This window comes from Dactylosporangium sp. CA-092794, from assembly GCF_050948465.1.
Taxonomy (GTDB): Bacteria; Actinomycetota; Actinomycetes; order Mycobacteriales; family Micromonosporaceae; genus Dactylosporangium.
Genome location: NZ_CP192044.1, coordinates 10,899,316 through 10,919,867, shown reverse-complemented (window position 1 = coordinate 10,919,867; position 20,552 = coordinate 10,899,316). Strand labels below are relative to the sequence as shown.

Annotated in this window: 16 protein-coding genes and 1 riboswitch; of the genes, 10 read left to right on the top strand and 6 right to left on the bottom strand. The window is 72.6% G+C overall.

Translation table 11 applies throughout. The features are described 5' to 3' along the window. The first annotated feature begins 15 nt into the window (after nt 1–15). Together ACQPXD_RS47075 and ACQPXD_RS47070 are read left to right on the top strand one after the other, a co-directional pair. Nucleotides 16–1,557: a diguanylate cyclase domain-containing protein gene (locus ACQPXD_RS47075; protein ID WP_432830126.1), complete on the top strand. Its 1,542-nt coding sequence runs from the start codon at nt 16–18 to the stop codon at nt 1,555–1,557. A gap of 57 nt (nt 1,558–1,614) precedes the next feature. After that, a riboswitch (cyclic di-AMP (ydaO/yuaA leader) is annotated at nt 1,615–1,755 on the top strand. Between the two features lie 529 nt (nt 1,756–2,284). Beyond that, the gene (locus ACQPXD_RS47070; RefSeq protein WP_432830124.1) at nt 2,285–2,983 is read left to right on the top strand and encodes a hypothetical protein; all 699 of its coding nucleotides are present in this window, start codon (nt 2,285–2,287) and stop codon (nt 2,981–2,983) included. A 3-nt stretch (nt 2,984–2,986) separates the two neighbouring features. Here the strand turns inward: ACQPXD_RS47070 and ACQPXD_RS47065 are convergent, their stop codons facing one another. From ACQPXD_RS47065 to ACQPXD_RS47050, 4 genes are all read right to left on the bottom strand, one after another. Then, nucleotides 2,987–4,153: a hypothetical protein gene (locus tag ACQPXD_RS47065; protein WP_432830122.1), complete on the bottom strand. Its 1,167-nt coding sequence runs from the start codon at nt 4,151–4,153 to the stop codon at nt 2,987–2,989. Next, nucleotides 4,150–4,659: a SigE family RNA polymerase sigma factor gene (locus ACQPXD_RS47060; protein WP_432830120.1), complete on the bottom strand. Its 510-nt coding sequence runs from the start codon at nt 4,657–4,659 to the stop codon at nt 4,150–4,152. Before ACQPXD_RS47060 ends, ACQPXD_RS47065 begins: the two co-directional genes overlap by 4 nt. 300 nt (nt 4,660–4,959) lie before the next feature. After that, entirely contained in the window at nt 4,960–6,204 is a 1,245-nt protein-coding gene (locus ACQPXD_RS47055; RefSeq protein ID WP_432830118.1) for a polyprenyl synthetase family protein, read from the bottom strand. Between the two features lie 296 nt (nt 6,205–6,500). Beyond that, nucleotides 6,501–7,271: a SanA/YdcF family protein gene (locus ACQPXD_RS47050; RefSeq protein ID WP_432830116.1), complete on the bottom strand. Its 771-nt coding sequence runs from the start codon at nt 7,269–7,271 to the stop codon at nt 6,501–6,503. A 73-nt stretch (nt 7,272–7,344) separates the two neighbouring features. Between ACQPXD_RS47050 and dnaG the strand changes: the two genes are divergently transcribed. Beyond that, nucleotides 7,345–9,216: a DNA primase gene (gene dnaG, locus ACQPXD_RS47045; RefSeq protein ID WP_432830114.1), complete on the top strand. Its 1,872-nt coding sequence runs from the start codon at nt 7,345–7,347 to the stop codon at nt 9,214–9,216. A gap of 197 nt (nt 9,217–9,413) precedes the next feature. Continuing rightward, nucleotides 9,414–9,962: a hypothetical protein gene (locus ACQPXD_RS47040; RefSeq protein WP_432830112.1), complete on the top strand. Its 549-nt coding sequence runs from the start codon at nt 9,414–9,416 to the stop codon at nt 9,960–9,962. Nucleotides 9,963–10,788: 826 nt separating this feature from the next. On the opposite strand, the gene ACQPXD_RS47035 is transcribed toward ACQPXD_RS47040, so the two are convergent. Together ACQPXD_RS47035 and mptB are read right to left on the bottom strand one after the other, a co-directional pair. After that, the gene (locus tag ACQPXD_RS47035) at nt 10,789–12,132 is read right to left on the bottom strand and encodes an IS701 family transposase (protein WP_432830110.1); all 1,344 of its coding nucleotides are present in this window, start codon (nt 12,130–12,132) and stop codon (nt 10,789–10,791) included. A 64-nt stretch (nt 12,133–12,196) separates the two neighbouring features. Then, the gene (gene mptB, locus ACQPXD_RS47030; RefSeq protein ID WP_432830108.1) at nt 12,197–13,564 is read right to left on the bottom strand and encodes a polyprenol phosphomannose-dependent alpha 1,6 mannosyltransferase MptB; all 1,368 of its coding nucleotides are present in this window, start codon (nt 13,562–13,564) and stop codon (nt 12,197–12,199) included. A 55-nt stretch (nt 13,565–13,619) separates the two neighbouring features. On the opposite strand from mptB, the gene ACQPXD_RS47025 reads away from it, so the two are divergent. The 6 genes from ACQPXD_RS47025 to ACQPXD_RS47000 all read left to right on the top strand — a co-directional run bounded on the left by ACQPXD_RS47025 (nt 13,620) and on the right by ACQPXD_RS47000 (nt 20,458). Beyond that, nucleotides 13,620–14,552 carry an ABC transporter ATP-binding protein gene (locus tag ACQPXD_RS47025; protein WP_432830106.1) on the top strand — a complete coding sequence of 311 codons (933 nt, stop codon included), beginning with the start codon at nt 13,620–13,622 and terminating at the stop codon, nt 14,550–14,552. Further along, the gene (locus tag ACQPXD_RS47020) at nt 14,552–15,316 is read left to right on the top strand and encodes an ABC transporter permease (protein ID WP_432830104.1); all 765 of its coding nucleotides are present in this window, start codon (nt 14,552–14,554) and stop codon (nt 15,314–15,316) included. Before ACQPXD_RS47025 ends, ACQPXD_RS47020 begins: the two co-directional genes overlap by 1 nt. Before the next feature lie 85 nt (nt 15,317–15,401). Next, nucleotides 15,402–16,208 (top strand): ABC transporter permease, encoded by an 807-nt coding sequence (locus ACQPXD_RS47015; protein WP_432830102.1) that lies wholly within the window; start codon nt 15,402–15,404, stop codon nt 16,206–16,208. A 285-nt stretch (nt 16,209–16,493) separates the two neighbouring features. Continuing rightward, nucleotides 16,494–17,684, top strand: a complete 1,191-nt coding sequence (locus tag ACQPXD_RS47010) for an ROK family transcriptional regulator (protein ID WP_432830100.1) — start codon at nt 16,494–16,496, stop codon at nt 17,682–17,684. Further along, entirely contained in the window at nt 17,681–19,258 is a 1,578-nt protein-coding gene (locus ACQPXD_RS47005; protein WP_432830098.1) for a sugar ABC transporter ATP-binding protein, read from the top strand. The genes ACQPXD_RS47010 and ACQPXD_RS47005 overlap by 4 nt, the downstream gene beginning before the upstream one ends. 156 nt (nt 19,259–19,414) lie before the next feature. Next, complete coding sequence (locus tag ACQPXD_RS47000) at nt 19,415–20,458, top strand: ABC transporter permease (protein ID WP_432830096.1); 1,044 nt, start codon at nt 19,415–19,417, stop codon at nt 20,456–20,458. Nucleotides 20,459–20,552 lie beyond the last annotated feature (94 nt).

Below are 20,552 nucleotides of genomic sequence, written 5' to 3'. Positions count from 1 at the left end.
GATCGCGATGCGGCGATGGCCGCGATCCGCTCCGTCTACCAGATCACCGGGCGGATCAACACCGGCACCACGCTCGCGGAGACGCTGCAGCTCATCGTGGATGCGGTGGTCGGGGGCGTCGGGTTCGGCGCCGCCGTCGTGAACTACCTGCACCCCGAGGGCGAGTACGAGGCCGTGGCGCTGGCCGGGGCGCCGGAGGAGGCCCGGGAGGCGTTGTTCGGCGTGCGGTACCCGGCGGCCGAGATGGACGCGCTGCTGGAGCGCGCCGAGCGCTGGGGGCAACTGCGCTTCCTGCCACACGCCGACTTCGGTGAGCAGATTCCGTCCTGGGTACCCGACGAGGTCCCCGGCGGCGACGGCGTGCCCGAGGAGGAGCGCTGGCATCCGCTCGACGCCCTGTTCGCGCCGCTGCGGGCGCCCGACGGCGAGCTGGTCGGCGTCCTCGGCGTCGATCTGCCCCAGGACGGGCGGCGCCCCGGGCCGCTGCAACGCGAGCTGCTGGAGCTGCTCGCCGCGCAGGCCGGCATCGCGATCGACAACGCCAACCTGGTCGAGGCGCTGCAGCGCGAGCGGCGGCACCTCGCGGCCAGTGAGGAGGCCTTCCGGCTGGCCTTCGACGGCGCCGGCGTCGGCATGTGCATCATCGGGCTGGACAGCACCGGCTTCACCCGGCTGACCCGCGTCAACCCCGCCTTCTGCGAGCTCGTCGGCCGCTCGGAGCACGACCTGTTCGCGATGAAGATGGGCGGGCTGCTGCACCCCGACGACCTCGACCTCGCCCAGGTGGTGTTCGCCACCGCGCTGACCCGCCAGGGCGAGCAGGTGCGCGGCTACGAGATGCGCTGCCTGCGCGGCGACGGGTCGGTGATCTGGGTCGCGGCGACCATGTCGGTGGTGGCCGGGCCGCCGTCCTTCGCCATCATGCAGGCCCACGACATCACCGATCGAAAAGCCACAGAGGCCGATTTGGTACGCCGGGCAACCCACGACCCGCTCACCGGCCTCGCCAACCGCGACGCGCTCGCGCCCCCGCTCTCGGCCGCGATCCGGCGCGCGCACGCCGGGGAGGGCCGCGGCGCGCTGCTCTTCTGTGACCTCGACGACTTCAAGGTGGTCAACGACACGCTCGGGCACGAGGCCGGCGACGCGGTACTGATCGCGGTGGCCCAACGGCTGGTTTCTTTGGTCCGTCCGCAGGACATCGTGGCCCGTCTGGGCGGTGACGAGTTCGTCCTGCTGACCGCCGACGTCGACGACTCGGGCCGGGCGCGGCTGGTCGAACGGATCGAGCGCGCCGTGTCGGCGCCGCTGGTGTACGCCGGTTACGCACTGCACATCGGGGTCAGCGTCGGCGTGGCAGTGATCGATGACACGGTCGCCGATGCCGGCGCCGCGCTGCGTGCCGCCGACATAGCTATGTACCAGGCAAAAGACCGACGGCATGGCAACGGGAGGACGGCCGGGATGACCGGCCGGGTGACAGCGCACGGTGATCGATCGGGTGCGGCGGGTGGGATCTCGTTGCTCCGGCTGGTCGAGCCGGAAACCGCCCAGTAATGTCGGGTCGTCTGCTCCGGCCGACCGGCACCGCAAACGGTGCCACCGGGCAGGCGCCGTCGAGCCGCGCCGCACACTTCGGCGTCGCGGGCCGGGGACCCAAGTAGTCCTGGGGTGTATCCGTGACCGAGTCACGGTAGGGCGAATCCTCCCGTCCGAACCCGTCAGCTAACCCGGTAGGCGGCACCGGAAGGAGAACAGCTCTTGCACTTCGCCTCGTTGCCCGCGGTCGCCCGCCGCATTCCTCTCGGACGGGTGAGCGCCAGGTCATAGCGCTCACCGAGCAACGCTGATCGACGTCTGAAATCACCGCGCGATCCCGGCTGAGCCGGTCGGTCGTGCCGATGCCGCGCGCCCTTTTCGAGTTTTCTCGGGCGTGGCTCGGCGTGCCGTGCGCCGGTTCGGTTTCGCGCTTCGCCGTGCGCTGATTTCGCGTCGTTCGCTTCGTGCTGTCCGTTTTCGCGCGCCCACTTTCGCGCTTCCACTTTCGCGCGTTCGTTGCACGCGTTCGTTTCGCGCGCCCACTTCCGCGCGGTCCGTTCCGCGCGGTTCGTTCCGCGCGGTTCGTTTCGCGCGGTCCGTTCCGCGCGTTCGTTTCGCGCGTTCGTTTCGCGCGGTTCGTTTCGCGCGGTTCGTTTCGCGCGTCCGTTTTCGCGCCGTTCGAAGAGGAAACCTTTCCGTGAAGCCATTGCCACGCCAGTTTCAGCCCCGGCACCGCCGTGTGCGCGTGCCGCTCAAGACCGGGGCGGTGTCCGCCGCCGTGCTGTCCGCGACGCTGTTCGCCACCGGCTCGGCCGGCGGGTCGAGCACCGGGCACGTGCCGTTCGCCGCGGCCGCGCCGGTATATGCCCACGATGTCTCGCTGTTCACCTCGCTGAGCCCGTCGGCCGCGCTGTCCGCGTCGCCGTCGCCCACCGGCTCCCCGGCCCCGTCCGCCTCGGCGTCGGCGCCGCCGTCCCAGCCGCCGCCTCCACCGCCGGCGCCGCAGCCGCCGCGCCCGGTCGCCGGGCTCGACCAGACCCAGATGAACAACGCCGCCGCGATCGTGCGGCAGGGTCGCGCCCAGGGGATGCCCGACCGGGGGCTGGTCGTCGCCATCGCCACCGCGATGCAGGAAAGCGACCTGTACAACGTCGCCAGCCCCGCCGTCCCGGCGTCGCTGCGGCTGCCGCACGAGGGCGTCTCCCAGGACCACGACTCGGTCGGGCTGTTCCAGCAGCGCGCCGGCCAGGGCTGGGGCAGCGTGGCCGAGCTCATGAACCCGTCCCGCTCGGCGTCGCTGTTCTACAACGCGCTGGTGCAGGTGAACGGCTGGGAGCGCATGAGCGTGACGGCGGCCGCGCAGGCGGTACAGCGCTCGGCGTACCCGGGGGCGTACCAGAAGCACGCCAACCGGGCGGCCACCGTCGTGGCCGCGCTCAGCTGAGCTTCAGGGCATCGGATCCGTCGTCCAGTCGGCCCGGTCCGGGATCGGCTCGGCGCTCGGTGGCGGGCCGGCCGCGGCGGAGGCATCCAGGTGTACCGAATCATCGGAAACGGTGACGCGGTAGCCGGGTCCGGAGCGGTCGGCCGGCGGCACGTAGGCGCGGTGGGCGAGGGTCAGCGTCGTCGTCGCGCCGGTCGCCGGGTCGATCGATCGGTCGACGCCGATGAGGACCAGCGGCGCCGCCACCGACGTGAGGCGCACGCCGATCGGTTCGGGCGCGCGCACATCGGTGCGCAGTTGTCCGGCCACGCGCCGCCAGAGCGCGCGGTTCTGCTCGAGGGTGCCCGGTGCGGTGCCCTCGACGGTGGCGTACGCGCCGGGCGCCCACTGCCACAGCAGCCCGTTGCTGCCGGCCTCGACGGTGTACCAGTCGGCGCCGGCCTCGCCCAGCGGTGGTGCCGGGCTGCGGGTGTGTGGCGGTTCGCCGCCGGCCGTGGCCGGGTCGAGCCAGCGCGGCCGGAACCCGGGGGCATACAGCGTGATCGCAAACTCGGTGGCGTTGCCGGCTCCATCAGCGCTGCCGGCTCTGTCGGCTCTATCGGCCGTGCCGGTTCCGCCGGCGCCGTCGGCTCTGTCGGCTTCGCCGGTTCCGTCGGCTTCGGTGGCTTTGTCGGCGCCGTCGGCTTCGGTGGCTTCGTCGGCGCCGTCGGCTTCGGTGGCCTTGTCGGCTTTGGTGGTTTCGTCGGTGAAGGACGCCGACTGCATGGCCGCCCACAGCGATGGCTCGCCGGTCGGGTGCACGCCGGCGGGCAGCCAGCCCGGGGCGAACCGCAGCATCAGGATCGGCTCGAACCCGCCGGCCGAGCGCCGCGCCGCCGCCGAGCCGGCCGGCCCGGCCGCGGCGGTCGAAGGCGACTCGGAGGGTGCGGCCGCGGCGGTCGGCGGCGGGCCGGGCGCCGGGGCCGGTGGCTGCAGGGTCGCCGCCGCGGCGCCGGTCAGCCCCAGCACCGTGACCGCGGCCGTCACCGCCATCGTGACGCCCTGCCGCGCGCGCCGCCGTCGTCGCCCGTCGGCGAGCACCAGGGCGAGATCGACCCGGGACTCCGGCGGGTCGTCGTCCGCGCGCATGAGCACCCGCAGGGTTCCCTCGTCGAACTGTGGTTCGCTCATCGCGTCCTCCCCGCGTCGACCGGCGACAGAATGCGCCGCATCGCGCGCAGCGCCGCCGCGGTCTGGCTCTTGACCGTGCCGGGCGCGCAGCGCAACGCCTCCGCGGTCTGCTCGACGGACATGTCGTAGTAGAAGCGCAGCACCAGTACCGCCCGCTGCCGCGGCGGCAGCTCGGCGAGCGCGTCGCGCAGGTCGAGGCCGGCCGGCACGCTTTGCAGCGCGGCGTCCTCGGCCGGGCCGTCGGGCAGCCGGTCCAGCAGCCGCACTCGCGCCCACCCGCGACGCTGCTCGTCGACGAACCGGTGAACGAGAATCGCGCGCACGTAGGCGTCGATGTTGTCGACCCGCCGGATGCGTTTCCACCGCACGTACGCATCGGTGAGCGCCCGCTGCACGATGTCGTCGCCGCGCGTCCAGTCCCCGCACAGGAGATATGCGGCCCGTCGCAGCGCCGGCAACCGCGACCGCACGAACTCCTGGAACTCCTGCTCGCCCGCGTCCGCCATGCCGTCCTCCCCGCTTCACCCTTACGGCGTGTCCGGACCCCGATTTGGTTCGGCGGCGGCGCACCAGTGCGAGGCGGTGGCACGGTGGGCGGCGCGGTGGGTCGGTGCGGTGGCGTGGCGGCGGGCGGTTGCGGTGGCGCGGCGGTGCGAGGGCACCACCGCGGTGCGGTGTGGTGCGCCGGTGCGGTGCGGTGCGGTGCCGTGCCGTGCGGTGCGGTGCGGCGGGCACGGCGGGGTGGCGTGGATGGGTCGTGACGCGGTGGTGGGTCGCGGTGACGCGCGGGACTGGCGGGGCTTTGGCTACCGCGGGGCGGTGGTGGCGCGGCGGGCGAGGGCGACCAGTTCGGCGACGGCGGTGGGGGAGGGGCTGGCCAGGTCGAGCGCGAGCAGCGCCTGGGAGAGCAGTTCGTCGGCCTGGCGGCGGCACCAGTCGCGGGCGCCGGACTGCTCGATGGTCTTCGCGGCGCGCTCCGCGTCGGCGTCGCTCACCCGGCCGCGGCCGTCGAACAGCCCGGTCAGCTCCTCGGCGCCGGCGGCGATCGCGGCGGCGACCGGCAGGGAGCGCCGGCGGCGGCGCAGGTCGGGGTAGGCGGGGCGGCCCGGGGCCGGGTCCTCGCCCCAGATGCCCAGCAGGTCCTCGGCGAACTGCACGGCCAGGCCCAGCCGGACGCCGAACAAGCGTAGCCGCTCGACCTGGGCCGGGTCGCCGCCGCCGGCCACGGCGCCGAGGGCGCACGCGCAGCCGAACAGGGCGCCGGTGCGCTGCTCGACCATGGCCAGGCAGTCGCGCAGCAGGTCGGTGCGCTCCTCGCCGGCCGGGTCGGGGCGGGTGCCTTGCAGGGCTAGCGAGGCGTGCTGGCCGTGCAGGAGCTCCTGCACGGTGTCGCCCAGGATGCGCATCATGGTCCGGTCCGGGCCGGGTTGTCCGGAGCGCTGGCGCGGGCGGCCCGGCGCGATGTGGGTCGGGTCGCCGGTGGCGACGACGTCGAACGCGAGCGCGAGCAGCGCCTCCCCGCCCAGCGCGGCGGGCTGCGGGCCGACCACGCCCGCGGCGCCGTCGGCGCGCTCGTCGACGAGGTCGCGGCGGATCGCCGACCACTGGTGCATGAGCTCGACGGCGACCGCGGCCGGCACCGCGTCGTGCGGGTCGCCGCCCACCGCGTCCGCGCACACCAGCGTGAGCGCGCTGCGCAGCGTGGCGACCGGCGCGTCGCCGCCGCCGGGCCGGCCAAACCGGAACTCGGCGACCTCGCCGGCCACCTCCGGCAGCCGGCCGATCGCGCCGCGCGGTGTCGCGACGGGGGTGTCGCCGCCGTGCCGGCCCAGCTGGAGCTCGGCGATCTCGTCCGGCGGGTCCGGCAGCCGGCCGGTCGCGCCGCGCGGGGTCACGAGCTGGGTGTCACCGCCGCTGTGCCAGCCCAGCTGCAGCTCGGCGACCTCGCGGGACGGCTCGGGCAGGCGGCCGATCGCGGCCCGCAGCGGGGGTCCGACGAGCCGGCCGGCCCAGCGCAGGACGTCGTCCGTCGTCCGCAACACGATGACCATCAGCCGCGCCGCCCTCGCACGCTCGCCGTCACCGGACTCGCACCACCCATCGCATCGCTCGCCGGCCGGATCGGAACCGGTCGATCCGGGCCGCCGGCCCCACGGACCTGGTCAAGTATGCCGTCGCGACCGGCCGCGCACGGCGAAAACGGCGATGGCGGCCGGGTGTCGCGCGGGGGGTTGTCGCCCGTCCGTCGCGTGTCGCGCGATATTCCGCGTGTCGTCCCGCGCGGATGCGGACGCCCGCTCCGGTCCGCCGCGGCTGCGCCAGGGTGGCCCGGACCAGGTGCCGTCCACTATGGAGTGTGTGCGGCCACCGCCTGCTGGAGTGCCGGATCGGCGGGGGACTGCACGGCGGGCGCGCGGTGCCGGATCGCGTCCGACGCGGCCTTCCAGCCGGCGCCGACCTCTCTGGTGTCGTTGTACCAAATTGTCAGCTGCTGGCAGCCCTTGCACCCGGACGGCACGCCCCACGCGTCGACGCCCACGGCGCGGCAGAGGGTGACCGCGCGATACACGTGCGCGTCCTGGCTGACCAGCAGCGCCCGGTTGACGCCGTAGACGTCGTGCGCGCGGCGGCACGTGTCATAGGTGTCCAGGCCATATGGGTCGACGACCAGCCGGGCCGGGTCGACGCCGTGCTCGCGCAGGTAGCCGCTCATCACGTCGACCTCGTTGCCGGAGGCTCCGTGCGCGTCGCCGGAGATGAGCAGCGCCTTCACCTTTCCGGAGGACACCAGCGCGGCGGCCGTGTCGAGCCGGTTGCGCAGGAACGACATCGGTGCGCCGTTCTCCAGCTGCGCGCCGAACACGATGGCCACGTCCGCCGCCGGTGCCCGGTCGGCGGCGACGACGCGCCCGGCCGCCTCGATGCGGATCCAGGCGCTGGGGGTGAGTACCACCGCCGCGACAACAACGGCGGCGAACACCAGGCGGCGCAGGGTGCGACGGCGGCGGGCCCGGTCGTCGCTCAGCCGCCCGGACAGGCTCAGCGTGGCGATCATCACCCAGCGGCGGCGGTACCACGGGCGGGTCTTGGGCTTCTGCGGCTCGGTCTCGGTCGCCATGCGCGCAGCATGGCACGGCCCGGCAACCCGCCGCTGTCCCGCGAGTCGTAGATTGGCGGTGCCGCGAGGCAGGATGGACGGCGGGAGGTGGCGGTTGGCCGGCAAGATCAAGGACGAGGACATCGCCCTGGTCCGGGAGCGCACGTCGATCGAGGACGTGATCTCCGAGCACGTCACGCTCCGTTCCGCGGGCGGCGGCAACCTCAAGGGCCTGTGTCCGTTCCACGACGAGAAGACCGCCTCGTTCAACGTCTCGCCCGCCCGCGGGGTGTATTTCTGCCACGGCTGCGGCGCCGGTGGCGACGCCATCAAGTTCCTGATGGACCACGACCACCTGAGCTTCGTCGAGGCGGTCGAGCGCCTGGCCGGGCGGGCCGGGCTGCAGCTGCGCTACGTCGAGGCGGGCAGCGCGCCGATCCGCCAGACCGGGCAGAAGCAGCGGCTGATCGCGGCCCACGCCGAGGCGGCCCGCTTCTACGCCGAGCAGCTGGGCACGCCCGGCGCGCGGCCGGCCCGGGAGTTCCTGGCCCAGCGCGGGTTCAGCAAGGAGGCGGCCGAGCGCTACGGGTGTGGGTTCGCTCCCGAGGGCTGGGACCTGCTCAGCAAGCATCTGCGCCAGAAGGGGTACTCCGCGCAGGAGCTCATCAGCGCCGGCCTCTGCCGCGAGGGCCGCTCGGGCGGGCTCATCGACCGGTTCCGCCGCCGGCTGGTCTGGCCGATCCGGGACATCTCGGGCGACGTGATCGGCTTCGGCGCGCGGCGGCTGTTCGATGACGACGACGGCCCGAAGTACCTCAACACGCCCGAGACCCCGCTCTACAAGAAGTCGCACGTCCTCTACGGCATCGACCAGGCCAAACGGGAGATCGCCAAGCAGAGCCGGGTGGTCATCGTCGAGGGCTACACCGACGTGATGGCCTGCCACCTCGCCGGCGTGCCGGTCGCGGTGGCGACCTGCGGCACCGCGTTCGGCGCCGACCACATCTCGGTCCTGCGCCGCCTGCTCATGGACGCCGACGGCTACGGCGGCGAGATCATCTTCACGTTCGACGGCGACGCGGCCGGGCAGAAGGCGGCGCTGCGCGCGTTCGAGGACGACCAGCGCTTCGTCGCCCAGACGTTCATCGCGGTCGGCCCCGACAACATGGACCCCTGCGAGCTGCGCCTGGCCAAGGGTGACGCGGCCGTGCGAGACCTGGTCGCCGACCGGCAGCCGCTGCTCGACTTCGCGCTGCGCTCGGTGATCCTGCGCTTCGACCTCGACACCGCCGAGGGCCGCGTCGGCGCCCTGCGGGCCACCGCCCCCCTGGTCGCCAAGATCAAGGACCGCACCCTCCGCCCCGAGTACGCCCGAAAGCTCGCCGGCGACCTCGGCATGGAGCTGGAGACCGTGCAGCGCGCCGTGGCCGCCGCCGGCAAGGGCGCGGTCGACCCGATCCCCGCCCAGGCCCAGCGCCGGGTGCTCGCTCCCGACAGCCCCGAGGCCCTGGTCGAGCGGGAGGCGCTGAAGCTGGCGCTGCAGCAGCCGGCGCTGGCCGGCCCGATGTTCGACGCGGTCGGCCCGGAGGTCTACACCCACCCGGTGTACCTGGCCCTGCGCGGTGCGGTCGCCGAGGCGGGCGGCGCATCGAGCGCGGGCGGCGGCGCGGTGTGGATCGAGCGGGTCCGCGAGTCCTGCCTGGACCTGGCCTCGGGCGCCCTGGTCGCGGAGCTGGCGGTGGAGCCGCTGCGCCTGGACGGCGAGCCCGACCCGCGCTATGTCGAGGCGACGCTCAACCGGCTGCAGCTGATGGCGCTGAACCGGACGATCGCCGAGCTCAAGTCGAAGCTGCAGCGCATCAACCCGGTCACCAACGCCGACGAGCACCTGCGCCTGTTCAGCGAGCTCGTCTCGCTGGAGGGCCACGCCCGGGCCTTGCGCGACCGCGGCGCGAGCCGCTGGTGACCGCGCCACGGCCCGCGCTGCACGGTGCGCCCGCGCTGCACGGTGCGCCCGCGCTGCACGGTGCGCGCGGCGGCCCTGTCGCGTGCGTCCGCGGTCTCAGCCGGTGTCTGCGAGCCCGCCCGGTTCGGTGCATACCCGAAATGTCCGGCCGCTGGCGCGTCCGGACATTTCGCCAATATCACGATATCTAGGGATCGATGGGTGTGTTCGGCTTTCTGAAGCGGCGGCGGCTGGCCGCCGAGCACCGGCCCAAGCTCGGCGGGGACGAGCGGGTGGTCGCCTGGGCCGGCGCCACCGGCGACAACGTCGTGGTGGCCACCAACCACGGGCTGTGGCTGCCCGGGGCGGGGGAGCGGCTCGGCTGGCACGAGATCCACAAGGCCACCTGGTCGGGCCGGCAGCTCGCCGTCGTCGCGGCGCGGGAGGTGCCGGCGGGCGGCGAGGAGTACACCGTCACGGAGGACCTGCCGCCGCTGATCATCACCCTGCTGGACCCGGACCGCGTGCCGGAGCAGGTGCGGGTGCGCGTCAACCGCTCCATCGCGCACACCTCGCACCACCCGCTGGACGAGATCACCGGCCGGCGCGGCGGCGTGCGCGTGGTGGGGCGGCGCGTGCCGGGCGTCAACGGCCTGCGCTGGACCGTCCGCTACGACGAGGGCATCGACCCGCAGGCCCCAGGCGTGGCCGAGCACACCCAGGAGCTGGTCGCCTGGGCCAGATCCGGCGTCGGCACCGTGCCGTAGCGCCGGCTGCCGTCCTGGCGCGGACGCTCCCCGGCTGCGGAGGCCAGGCTGGCGAGGCGGTGAGCGCAAGGGCCGGGCCGCTGGCGACGGCAACGCCCGCGTAGCCGCGGAGCCGCTATGGCCTGTATCACAGCCATTCGTTGATCGCGGCGATGTGCGCCGCGGTTTCGTCGCCAACCAGGTGCGCCACCCTGGGCCGCGACGGCGCGGTTGCGCTCGACCCGCACTTCACCGCGTGGCACTGCTGGCGGGGTTACGGGGCCGAAGCCGGTGCCCGGCCGCTCTCGAACCCCGGCATGCGCCCTCCCATGCCGCCGGATCCAGCGGCCGACTCAACCGCGTCGATCCACAGCGGCGCGACCCCCAGCGGCCCCGCCCCGCCGCGCGCGGCGCTGGCGGCCCCTGCGGCCGGTGCGGCGTTTTGCTTCCGTGATCATGCGCCGGAGGCGTCCACTTGCTGGGATCCTCATGATCGCGGAGCGATAGTGCCGCTCCTGGTACATCATCGCTCCACGATCATGGAGATCCCGCCATTCGGGACGCTCCTCGGCATGATCACGGAGAGAAAGCGCCGCACCGCGGGCCCTTTACGGTTCTTGGTTGTTCAGCCAACGACCGGAGACCTCGCTCATTGCCGATGTCGACACGCCTGAACCTCAGCGCGGTCCGCCAATACCGCCGACTTCGACGCAGGCGCTAGTAGGGCTTTGTTAGGTCTGTCGATGGTTGTTGCGGTGTAACGGTTTCACCGTCTGGTGGCAGGTGGGGCATGCGCCGGTCCAGGTTGCGAGCAGCAGTTGCAGCTCGTGGATGACCTTGTAGAGGGTCAGGCCGGCGCATCCGCTTTTGGGTCGAGTCGCAGCATGGTGATGAACAGGTGCGCGGCGGTGACGAGGGTGACGTGGCGGTGCCAGCCGGTCCAGGACCGGCCTTCGAAGTGGTCCAGGCCGAGGCCGGTCTTGAGTTCGCGGTAGTCGTGTTCGATCCGCCAGCGGATCTTGGCGTAGCGGATCAGGTCAGCGGCGGGGGTGTCGGCGGGTTGGCTGGACAGCCAGTAGGTGACCGGCTCGTCCTCGTTGTCGGGCCATTCGGCGATCAGCCACCGTTCGGGCAGGCTGCCGTCCGCGTCGCGGGGGATGCGGTGCCCGGCCGGGCGGACCCGCAGGAACACGAACCGCGAGGTGAGGGTGCCTTTACTGCCCTCGCGCCAGGAGACGGTGACCGCCGCGCCACGCCCGGCGTCCAGGACGTGCTGGGCCACGCTGATCGCGTCGTGCGAGTAGTCCGGCCGGGGAGACGCCGGCGGTCGGCCGCGCCCGGACCAGGTGCGCGCCACCGGTCTCGCCTCGGCGGGGTGGGCGAGGGTTTCGCCGTTGACCTGGACGCTGTAGACGATGCCACGTTCATCCAACGCGGACCGGAACGGGCCGCTGTCACCGTATCCGGAGTCCGAGACCACCAGCGGCGGCCGCAACCCGTGCCCGGCAAGCCCGTCGATCATCTCGATCGCCAGCGTCCACTTCGGACGATGACCCTCCTCCTGGGGCACCCCGGACTTGCGGCGTCGCTGCCGGGCCGCCTCGGTCACCGCCTCGACATCGACAGCGACAGCTGTGGCCGCAGCAGGCGCGGCGGCGCGTGGGGCGTTGCTCAACGTCTTGCGCTGCTTGGCTTTGGCTGCTTTCACCGCCGCCGGTCCGGCCTTGACGGTGTCCCACGACTCGGGCAGGAACAGCCGCCAGTCCAGCGGACACGACGCCGTGTCGGTGACCGCATGCACACTGACGCCGATCTGGCAGTTGCCGACCTTGCCGAGGGTGCCGGAGTACTGCCGGGCCACGCCGGGCGACCCGGTGCCGTCTTTCGGGAACCCGGTGTCGTCGATCGCCCACGCCACCGGTTGCACGAGGTCCACCGCCCGGGCGGCCAGCCGGGCCCGCACCGCCGCCGTGTCCCAGGTCGAGGTCGTCACAAACTGCTGCAACCCCTGATGATCCACGCCGAGCCGCTCCGCCATCGGCTGCATCGACTTGCGCCGACCGTCCAGCAACAGCCCACGCAGATACGTCTCGCCCTTCACCCGCTGATCCGACCGGGCCATAGATGCGAACATCTCCGCCGCGAACGCCTCAAGGCGTTGCCGCACAACCGAAAGCTCCTCAGGGGTCACCAAGGCATGCAACTCCCGAACCGCCCGACGGACACCCACGACACGCCGACGTAACAAAGTACTACTAGCCGGTCTTCGGGCCGGGGGCTCGGGCGCGGCGGGTGCGCACCAGGTGTACCACCGCCGCAATGACGATGGCCACGTCGAGGAACGCTCCCGGAACCTTGGTCTTCGTGGCGAGGCCGAGGCTGTCCGGCAGCGTCAGGAACGGCAGGGCCACCACCGCCACGTGCACGCCGGTGCGCAGCCGGCCGCCGAGCGTCGTGCCGGCCAGGACGGCGATGCCCGCGATGGTGTACCACGCATAGAACACCGGCCCGAGCACCGCGGTCGCCAGCAGCGCCAGGCCGCAGGCGGTGAGCACGCGGTCGGTGAGGTCCGGCACCCGGCGGCGGGCCGCCCGCAGCGCCCGCCACCACAGCGCGACCAGCACGGCGGCGAGGGCGGCGAGGCCGATCGCGCGGGCCACGGCGACCGCCGTCGCGAACAGGTCGCCCCGGCCGAACAGCCGCAGCACGTAGCCCGCCGCCATCCCGAGGCCGGTCGGCAGCGACAGCCACTGCACCAGGCCCGCGGTGGCCCCGAGCGCGCGGACGAACCCGAGGCCGTGCCCGGTGGCGACGGCGAGCACCGCATAGGTGAGCACCATCGTCGCGGTGAGGCTCACCGGCGCGCGGCGGCACAGGCGGTCGGCGCGGAACAGCACCAGCAGCGCCGCGAACGGGGCGGCGACCAGCGCCGTGATCTTGACCGCGGCCGCCAGGCCGAGGGCGACGCCGGTCAGCCCGGAACGGCCCCGCGTCGCGAGCGCGAAGGCCGTCAGGACGAACCCCGCCAGCAGGACATCATTATGTACCCCGGATACGACATGAATCAGCACCAGTGGACTGGCCGCGATCGCCGCGTTACCGTCCGTGAGGCGGTGGGCGGCGGCCACGCACAGCAGCAGCCCGAGGAGCGCGACCAGCCGGAACAGCCCGACCGCCACGATCAGGTGACCGTGCGCCAGCCAGGCGACGCCGCCAGAGATCGCGAACCACAGCGGGCCATAAGGCGTTGGCGTGTCATGCCACAGCGGGGGTACCGCACTGAGCCAGGTGCAGGGCAACGCCGACGGGCCCGATTGGTACAGGTCGAAGCCGGCGTCGAAGAGCTGTCCCTGGCAGGCGTAGGCGTAGACGTCCAGGGCGCCCATCGGCGGTGCGACCAGGAGCGGAACGCTCCAGATCGCGCCCGTGACCAGCAGTTCGCGCGGGCTCGGGGCGTCACGCAGCGCCCACCAGGCGCGGCCGAGCACCGCCAGGCCGGCGAACCAGAGGCAGACACCGGTCACCCAGGCGGGGTCGGGATGCACCGGCTTGCCGGCCAGGAATCCGCTGGCGGCCAGCAGAGTCGTCCCGGCCAGCCCGAGCCAGCGCGGGTTGAGGCGCACTGGGGCATCGTAATGGCGGCGAAAATTGTCGTACCCCCGGACTAGGGTCGGGGCCGTGGCTGACAACGGGGCATTGATATCGGCGACATCACTGGTCAAGCGGTTCGGAGAGTTCACCGCGGTCGATGGGATCGACGTGCGGGTGGCGGCCGGTGAGGCCTTCGGCTTCCTCGGGCCCAACGGGGCGGGCAAGTCCTCGACCATGCGGATGATCGGGTGCGTGTCGCGGCCGACCGGTGGCTCGCTGCGCATCCTCGGCCTCGACGCGTCGCGGGACGGGCCGGCGATCCGGGCCCGGCTGGGCGTGTGTCCCCAGCAGGACTCGCTCGATCCGGAGCTGACCGTGCTGGAAAACCTGGTGGTATATGCGCGCTATTTCGGGGTGCCGCGCCGGGTCGCCCGGGAGCGGGCCCGGGAGCTGCTCGATTTCGTGCAACTGTCCGACCGGGCGGGCGACAAGGTGGAGCCGCTGTCCGGGGGCATGAAGCGGCGGCTGACGATCGCCCGGGCCCTGGTCAACGAGCCCGACATCGTCCTGCTCGACGAGCCGACCACCGGCCTGGACCCGCAGGCCCGGCACCTGGTCTGGGAGCGGCTGTTCCGGCTCAAGCAGCGCGGCGTGACGCTGGTGCTGACGACGCACTACATGGACGAGGCCGAGCAGCTGTGCGACCGGCTGGTGGTGATGGACGCCGGGCGGATCGTGGCGGAGGGCTCGCCGCGCCGGCTGATCGAGCTGCACTCGACGCGCGAGGTGGTCGAGGTGCGCTTCGGCGTGGAGGCGACGGAGGCGTTCGGCGACAAGCTCGACGGCATCGGCGAGCGCACCGAGGTCCTGCCGGACCGGATCCTGGTCTACACCGGCGACGGCGACGCGACGGTGGCCGAGATCGCCGGGCGGGGCCTCGCCCCGTCGAGCACGCTGGTCCGCCGCGGCTCGCTGGAGGACGTGTTCCTGCACCTCACCGGCCGGACGTTGGTGGAGTGATGGACACCCTCGCGGCCCTGGGGTATCACCTGGCCTCCTACCGGCGGGTCTGGCGCTCGTCGGTGTTCAGCTCGTTCGCGATGCCGGCCATGTTCCTGATCGCCATGGGCGTCACCGTCGGCGGCTATGTCGACGCCCGCGGCGGGTCGGGGCTCGGCGTGCCGTATCTGGCCTACATCGGCCCCGGCCTGCTCGCCTCGACGGCCCTGCAGGTCTCGATCGGCGAGTCGACCTGGCCGGTGTTCTCGTCGTTCAACTGGATTCGCAGCTATCACGCGATGCGGGCGACGCCGCTGACCGCGGGGGCGATCGTGCGCGGCCATCTGTCGTTCATCGCCCTGCGCATCGCCCTGGCGAGCGCGGCCTTCCTGCTCGTGCTGCTGCCCTTCGGGGTGCTGCGCTCGTGGTGGTCGCCGGCCGCCCTGCTCGCGGCGGTCCTGGCCGGCCTGGCGCTGGCGGCGCCGACGTTCGCCTTCGCGGCCGTGGTGGACAGCGACGGCTACTTCGCGGTGCTGTTCCGCCTGGTGGTGGTGCCGATGTCGCTGTTCGCCGGCGTCTTCTTCCCGGTCGGCGGGCTGCCGGCGGCGGCCCGCGCCCTGGCCTACGTCTCACCGCTCTGGCACGGCGTCGAGCTGTGCCGCGCCGCGATTCTGGGCACGCCGACCGCCTGGGGCATCCCGATCCACGCGGCCGTCCTGCTGGCCTGGATCGCCGTCGGCTACACGCTGGCTGTGCGCGCCTTCACCCGCCGGCTGGAGGACTGATGGTCACCACGACGGTCGACGCGGCCCGGGTCGCGACCGGTTCCGCAGCGGCGCCGCGCGCCTTCACCCGCCGGCTGGAGGACTGATGGTCACCACGACGGTTTACGGGCAGATGCAGCGCCGGGGCGGCGGGGCGCTCGCCGTCGCCTCGCGCAACCTGGCCGCGGCGCGGCACGCGGCGTATTGGTGGGTGCTGATGTCCGGGTTCGCCGAGCCGCTGCTCTATCTGCTGTCGATCGGGGTCGGGGTGGGCCGGCTGGTCGGCGACATGCCGCTGAGCGACGGGCGGCTGGTGACATATGCGCAGTTCGTGGCGCCGGCGATGCTGGCCGCGTCGAGCATGAACGGGGCCATGGCGGAGACCGTCATGAACTTCTACGCGAAGCTCAAGTTCATGCGGCTCTACGACGCGACGCTGGCCACGCCGGTGACGGCGGTGCAGCTGTCCGGCGGGGAGCTGCTGTGGGCGCTGGTGCGCGGCGGGTTCTACTCGGCGGCGTTCCTCGCGGTCATGGTCGTGCTCGGGCTGACCTCCGCGGGGTGGGCGCTGGCCGCCCTCCCGGCGGCGCTGCTGGTCGGGCTCGCCTTCGGCGGGCTGGGGCTGGCGGTTTCCACGCTGCTGCGGTCCTGGCAGGACTTCGACTACGTCAACGTGGGGCTGTTCGGGCTGTTCCTGTTCAGCGGGACGTTCGCGCCGCCGTCGGGCTTCCCGGCCGCGGCGCGGGTCGTGGTGGAGCTGACGCCGCTGTACCACGGGGTTGTGCTGATTCGTGGCATTTGCACGGGCTCGCCGCAGTGGGGGCTGGCCTGGCACGCCGCCTATCTGGTTGCCCTCGCGGCGGGCGGGCTGTGGCTGGCGAGCCGGCGGCTGGAAAAACTTCTGCTGAAGTAGTTTGTCCGGATTTGGCAAAGTCGGATGATCTCCCGGGAAGGCATCTGAGCTGTGGAAACAGGCATATTTTCGGCATCATCCGAACTTCCGTCTGATCCAACAAAAGTTTGGTAACGGGAGATAGAAGCTCTAGACGCGGCGGGTTGGGACCGCCTAAAGTCTCGCTGCAACACGGGTGTAACGCACCGCACACGCCCCAGCAACCAGCACCTTTGCGGCGGTGTGGTGGTGTAGCCGCATGTCGCGGACACCCCTGGCCTGCGACCCGACGAGGAGGTGTCCTCTATGAACTCGGTCAGTGCCATCGACAACCCGGTCCAGTCGCGCCTGCTCCGCCTGTTGCGGGACACGGGTGCCCTGTCGCGGGCGGAGCTGGCCGACCGGCTCGAGGTGCCCCGGCCGCGGCTGCTCGCGGATCTCGACGCGCTGGTCGCCACCGGGCTGATCCGCGAGGCCGGGCCGGCCGCGAGCCGCGGCGGGCGGCGCTCGACCCTGGTGGAGCTCAACCCGGGGCTGCGCTTCGCCGCGGTCGACCTGGGCGCGAGCTCGATCGACGTGGAGATCACCGACGGGCGGCTGGAGCCGGTGGCCGCATACGGCGAGCCGGCCGACATCCGGTCCGGGCCGAAGGTGATCCTGCAGCGGGTCAACGAGATCCTGATGAAGTTCAAGGCGGAGGGCGCCTACGAGCGCCTGCACGCCATCGGCATCGGCGTGCCGGGGCCGGTCAGCTTCCGCGACGGCGTGCCGGTGTCGCCGCCGATCATGCCGGGCTGGGACCGGTTCCCGGTGCGCGAGGTGCTCGGGCGCGAGCACAACTGCCCGGTCGTCGTCGACAACGACGTCAACATCATGAGCATCGGCGAGCGCTACGGCGGCGTCGCGCACTCGGTCGACAACCTGCTGTTCCTCAAGGTCGGCACCGGGATCGGGTGCGGCATCTACCTCAACGGCGAGGTGTACCGGGGCACCGACGGCTGCGCCGGCGACATAGGCCACATCCAGGTCGACAGCCACGGGCCGGTGTGCTCGTGCGGCAACGTCGGCTGCCTGGAGGCGCTCTTCGGCGGCGGCGCGCTCGCCCGCGACGCCACTGCGGCGGCCCGCAGCGGGGCCTCGCCCGCGCTCGCGGACCGGCTCGCCGCCAACGGCTCGGTGACCGCGAAGGACGTCGCCGACGGCGCGGCCGAGGGCGACGTCACCTGCATCCGGCTCATCCGCGACGGCGGGCGGCGGGTGGGCGGGGTGCTGGCCGGCCTGGTCAGCTTCATCAACCCGTCGATGATCGTCATCGGTGGCGGGCTCGCCGGCCTCGGGCACATCCTGCTCGCCGAGATCCGCAGCGTCGTGTACCGGCGTTCGCTGCCCCTCGCGACCGGCAACCTGCCGGTCGTCCTGTCCGAGCTCGGCCCCCGCGCCGGCGTCGTCGGCGCCGCGGTGCTGGCCAGCGAACTCGCATATGGACGGCCATCATGACGGCACCACCGGCACAGGCATCCGATGACGTGGTCCTGCGGCTCACCGACGTGGTCAAGACCTTTCCGGGCGTCCGCGCGCTCGACGGCGTGCAGCTGGAGGTCCGCGCGGGCGAGGTGCACTGCCTGCTCGGGCAGAACGGCGCCGGCAAGTCGACGCTGATCAAGATCCTGTCCGGCGCGCACACGCCGGACTCGGGCGAGATCCTGTGGCAGGGCGAGCCGGTCACCTTCAGCGGCCCGCAGGCCGCCATGAAGGCCGGCATCGCCACCATCTACCAGGAGCTCGACCTGGTCGACGGGCTCAGCGTGGCGGAGAACATCTACCTCGGCCACGAGCCGCACAGCGCCGGCTTCGTGGCCCGCCGGGCGATGCGCCGCGGCGCCGCCGCCATCCTGCGGCGCCTCGGCCACCCGGAGATCCCGGCCGGCCGGGAGGTCGGCAAGCTGCCCGCCGCGGCGAAGCAGATCGTCAGCATGGGCCGGGCGCTGTCGCGCGAGGCGCGGCTGCTCATCATGGACGAGCCGAGCGCCGTGCTCGCCCACGACGAGGTGCAGAACCTGTTCCGCATCGTGCGCGGGCTGACCGCGCAGGGCATCGCGGTCATCTACATCTCGCACCGCCTCGACGAGATCCGCGAGATCGGCGACCGGGTGACGGTGCTCAAGGACGGCCGCACCACGGCGGCGAACCTCGACGCGAAGACCACCCCGAACCGCGAGCTGGTGAGCCGGATGACCGGCCGCACCATCGAGTATGTCTTCCCCGAGCGGCCCGCCGCGCGCGCCTTCGACGGCGCCCCGCTGCTGCGGGTCGAGGGGCTCACCGTGCCGGGCCGGTTCGCCGACGTGTCGCTGACCGTCCACGGTGGAGAGATCGTCGGCATCACCGGCCTGGTCGGCTCCGGCCGCTCCGAGGTGCTGGAGGCGATCTACGGCGCGCGCCGGCCCGCCGCCGGCACCGTCGAGCTGGACGGCCGGCGGCTGCGCCGCGGCAGCGTCAACGCGGCCGTGCGGTCCGGCATCGGCATGGCGCCGGAGGAGCGCAAGAGCCAGGCGTTGCTGCTCGGCGAGCCGATCTATCGCAACGTGACCCTGGCCGGGTTCGCCCGCTACGCCCGGGCCGGGTTCACCGACGCCGGGCGCGAGCGCGCCGCCGCCGAGGGCGTGACCCGGGGCCTGGACCTGCGCCCCGCCGACGTGCGCCGGCCGGTGCGCACGCTGTCCGGCGGCAACCAGCAGAAGGTCGTGGTCGGCCGCTGGCTGCTCGGCGGCACCCGGCTGCTGCTGCTCGACGAGCCCACCCGCGGCGTCGACGTGGGTGCGCGCGCCGAGCTGTACCAGGTCATCCGCGGGCTCGCCGACGAGGGCGTCGGCGTGCTGCTCGTGTCCAGCGAGGTGCCCGAGGTGCTCGGCCTCGCCGACCGCGTGCTGGTCATGCGGGAGGGCCGGGTCGTGCGCGAGGCGCCCGCCGACGAACTCGACGAAGACACCGTGCTCGACCTGGTGATGGCCGGCTCGCTGCTCGAGGGCGCCGACCTGGAGAGCACCGCCCCCGAAGGGACCGCCGCATGAGTGAGCGGAGCGAACGAGTCATGTTGCAGCGTGCGTCGTGCTTCGTGGCGACGCCGAGCGCCGGCGAGGTGTCGGCATGAGTGAGCGTAGCGAGCGAGTCATGTTGCAGCGTGCGTCGTGCCTCGTGGCGACGCCGAGCGCCAGCGAGGTGTCGCCATGAGCACCGCTATTGAACCTGTGGATGTCCATACCGACCCGCCCCGCGTCCGCCCGCAGGGCTTCTGGCAGCGGGAGGGCGCGGACAACGCCAAGCGCAACCTCGCCCTGCTCGGTGTGCTGATCTTATTGCTGGTCATCGGCGCGATCACGGCGCCGGAGATCTTCCTCGACGGCGAGCATCTTTGGAACAACGAGCTGACGGTGCTCACCCAGGCCTCCAGCATCGGCGTGCTCACCGTCGGCATGACGTTCGTGATGATCAGCGGCGGCATCGACCTGTCCGTCGGCGCGCTGCTGGCCCTGGCCAGCGTGTGGTGCACGACGGTCGCCACGCAGAGCTACGGCGCCGGGTCGATGATCTTCACCGCGCTCGCCGTCGGTGCCGGTGCCGGCCTGATCAACGGCGCGCTGATCTCTTACGGCCGGCTGGTGCCGTTCATCGCGACGCTGGCCATGATGCTCTCGGCCCGCGGCCTCGCCCAGAGCATCTCCGGCTCGCACACCCAGATCAACCACGACACGTTCATCAATGGCTTCGCCGCCGACAAGATCGCCGGCGTTCCGTGGGTGGTCGTCATCTTCCTGGCCGTCGTCGCGGTCGGCTGGGTGCTGCTCAACCGCACCACGTTCGGCCGGCGCACGGTCGCCATCGGCGGCAACGCCGAGGCCGCCCGGCTGGCCGGCATCAACGTGCGGCTGCAGACCGTCCTGCTCTACGTGCTGTCCGGCATCTGCTGCGGCATCGCCGCGCTGATCGTGGTGTCGCAGACCACCTCGGGCAGCAACACCCACGGCGACCTCTACGAGCTCGACGCGATCGCCGCCGCGATCATCGGTGGCACGGCGCTGACCGGCGGCCGCGGCACCATCGTCGGCTCGCTGCTCGGCGTGGTCATCTTCACGCAGATCACCAACCTGTTCGTCATCAACAACCTGCAGCTCGACCTGCAGCGGATCATCAAGGGCGGCATCATCGTGGTCGCCGTGCTCATCCAGGCATTCCGGGTCTCGTCGCTCTGGCGCAAACCCAGCACTTCATAGCTCTGCTCCAGATCGGGTCACGACTCCGCCGTCCACGCCGAGACGGCGGTGTGGATCAGTGCGCCCGTGAACGGCTCATGAGGTACACCCCGAA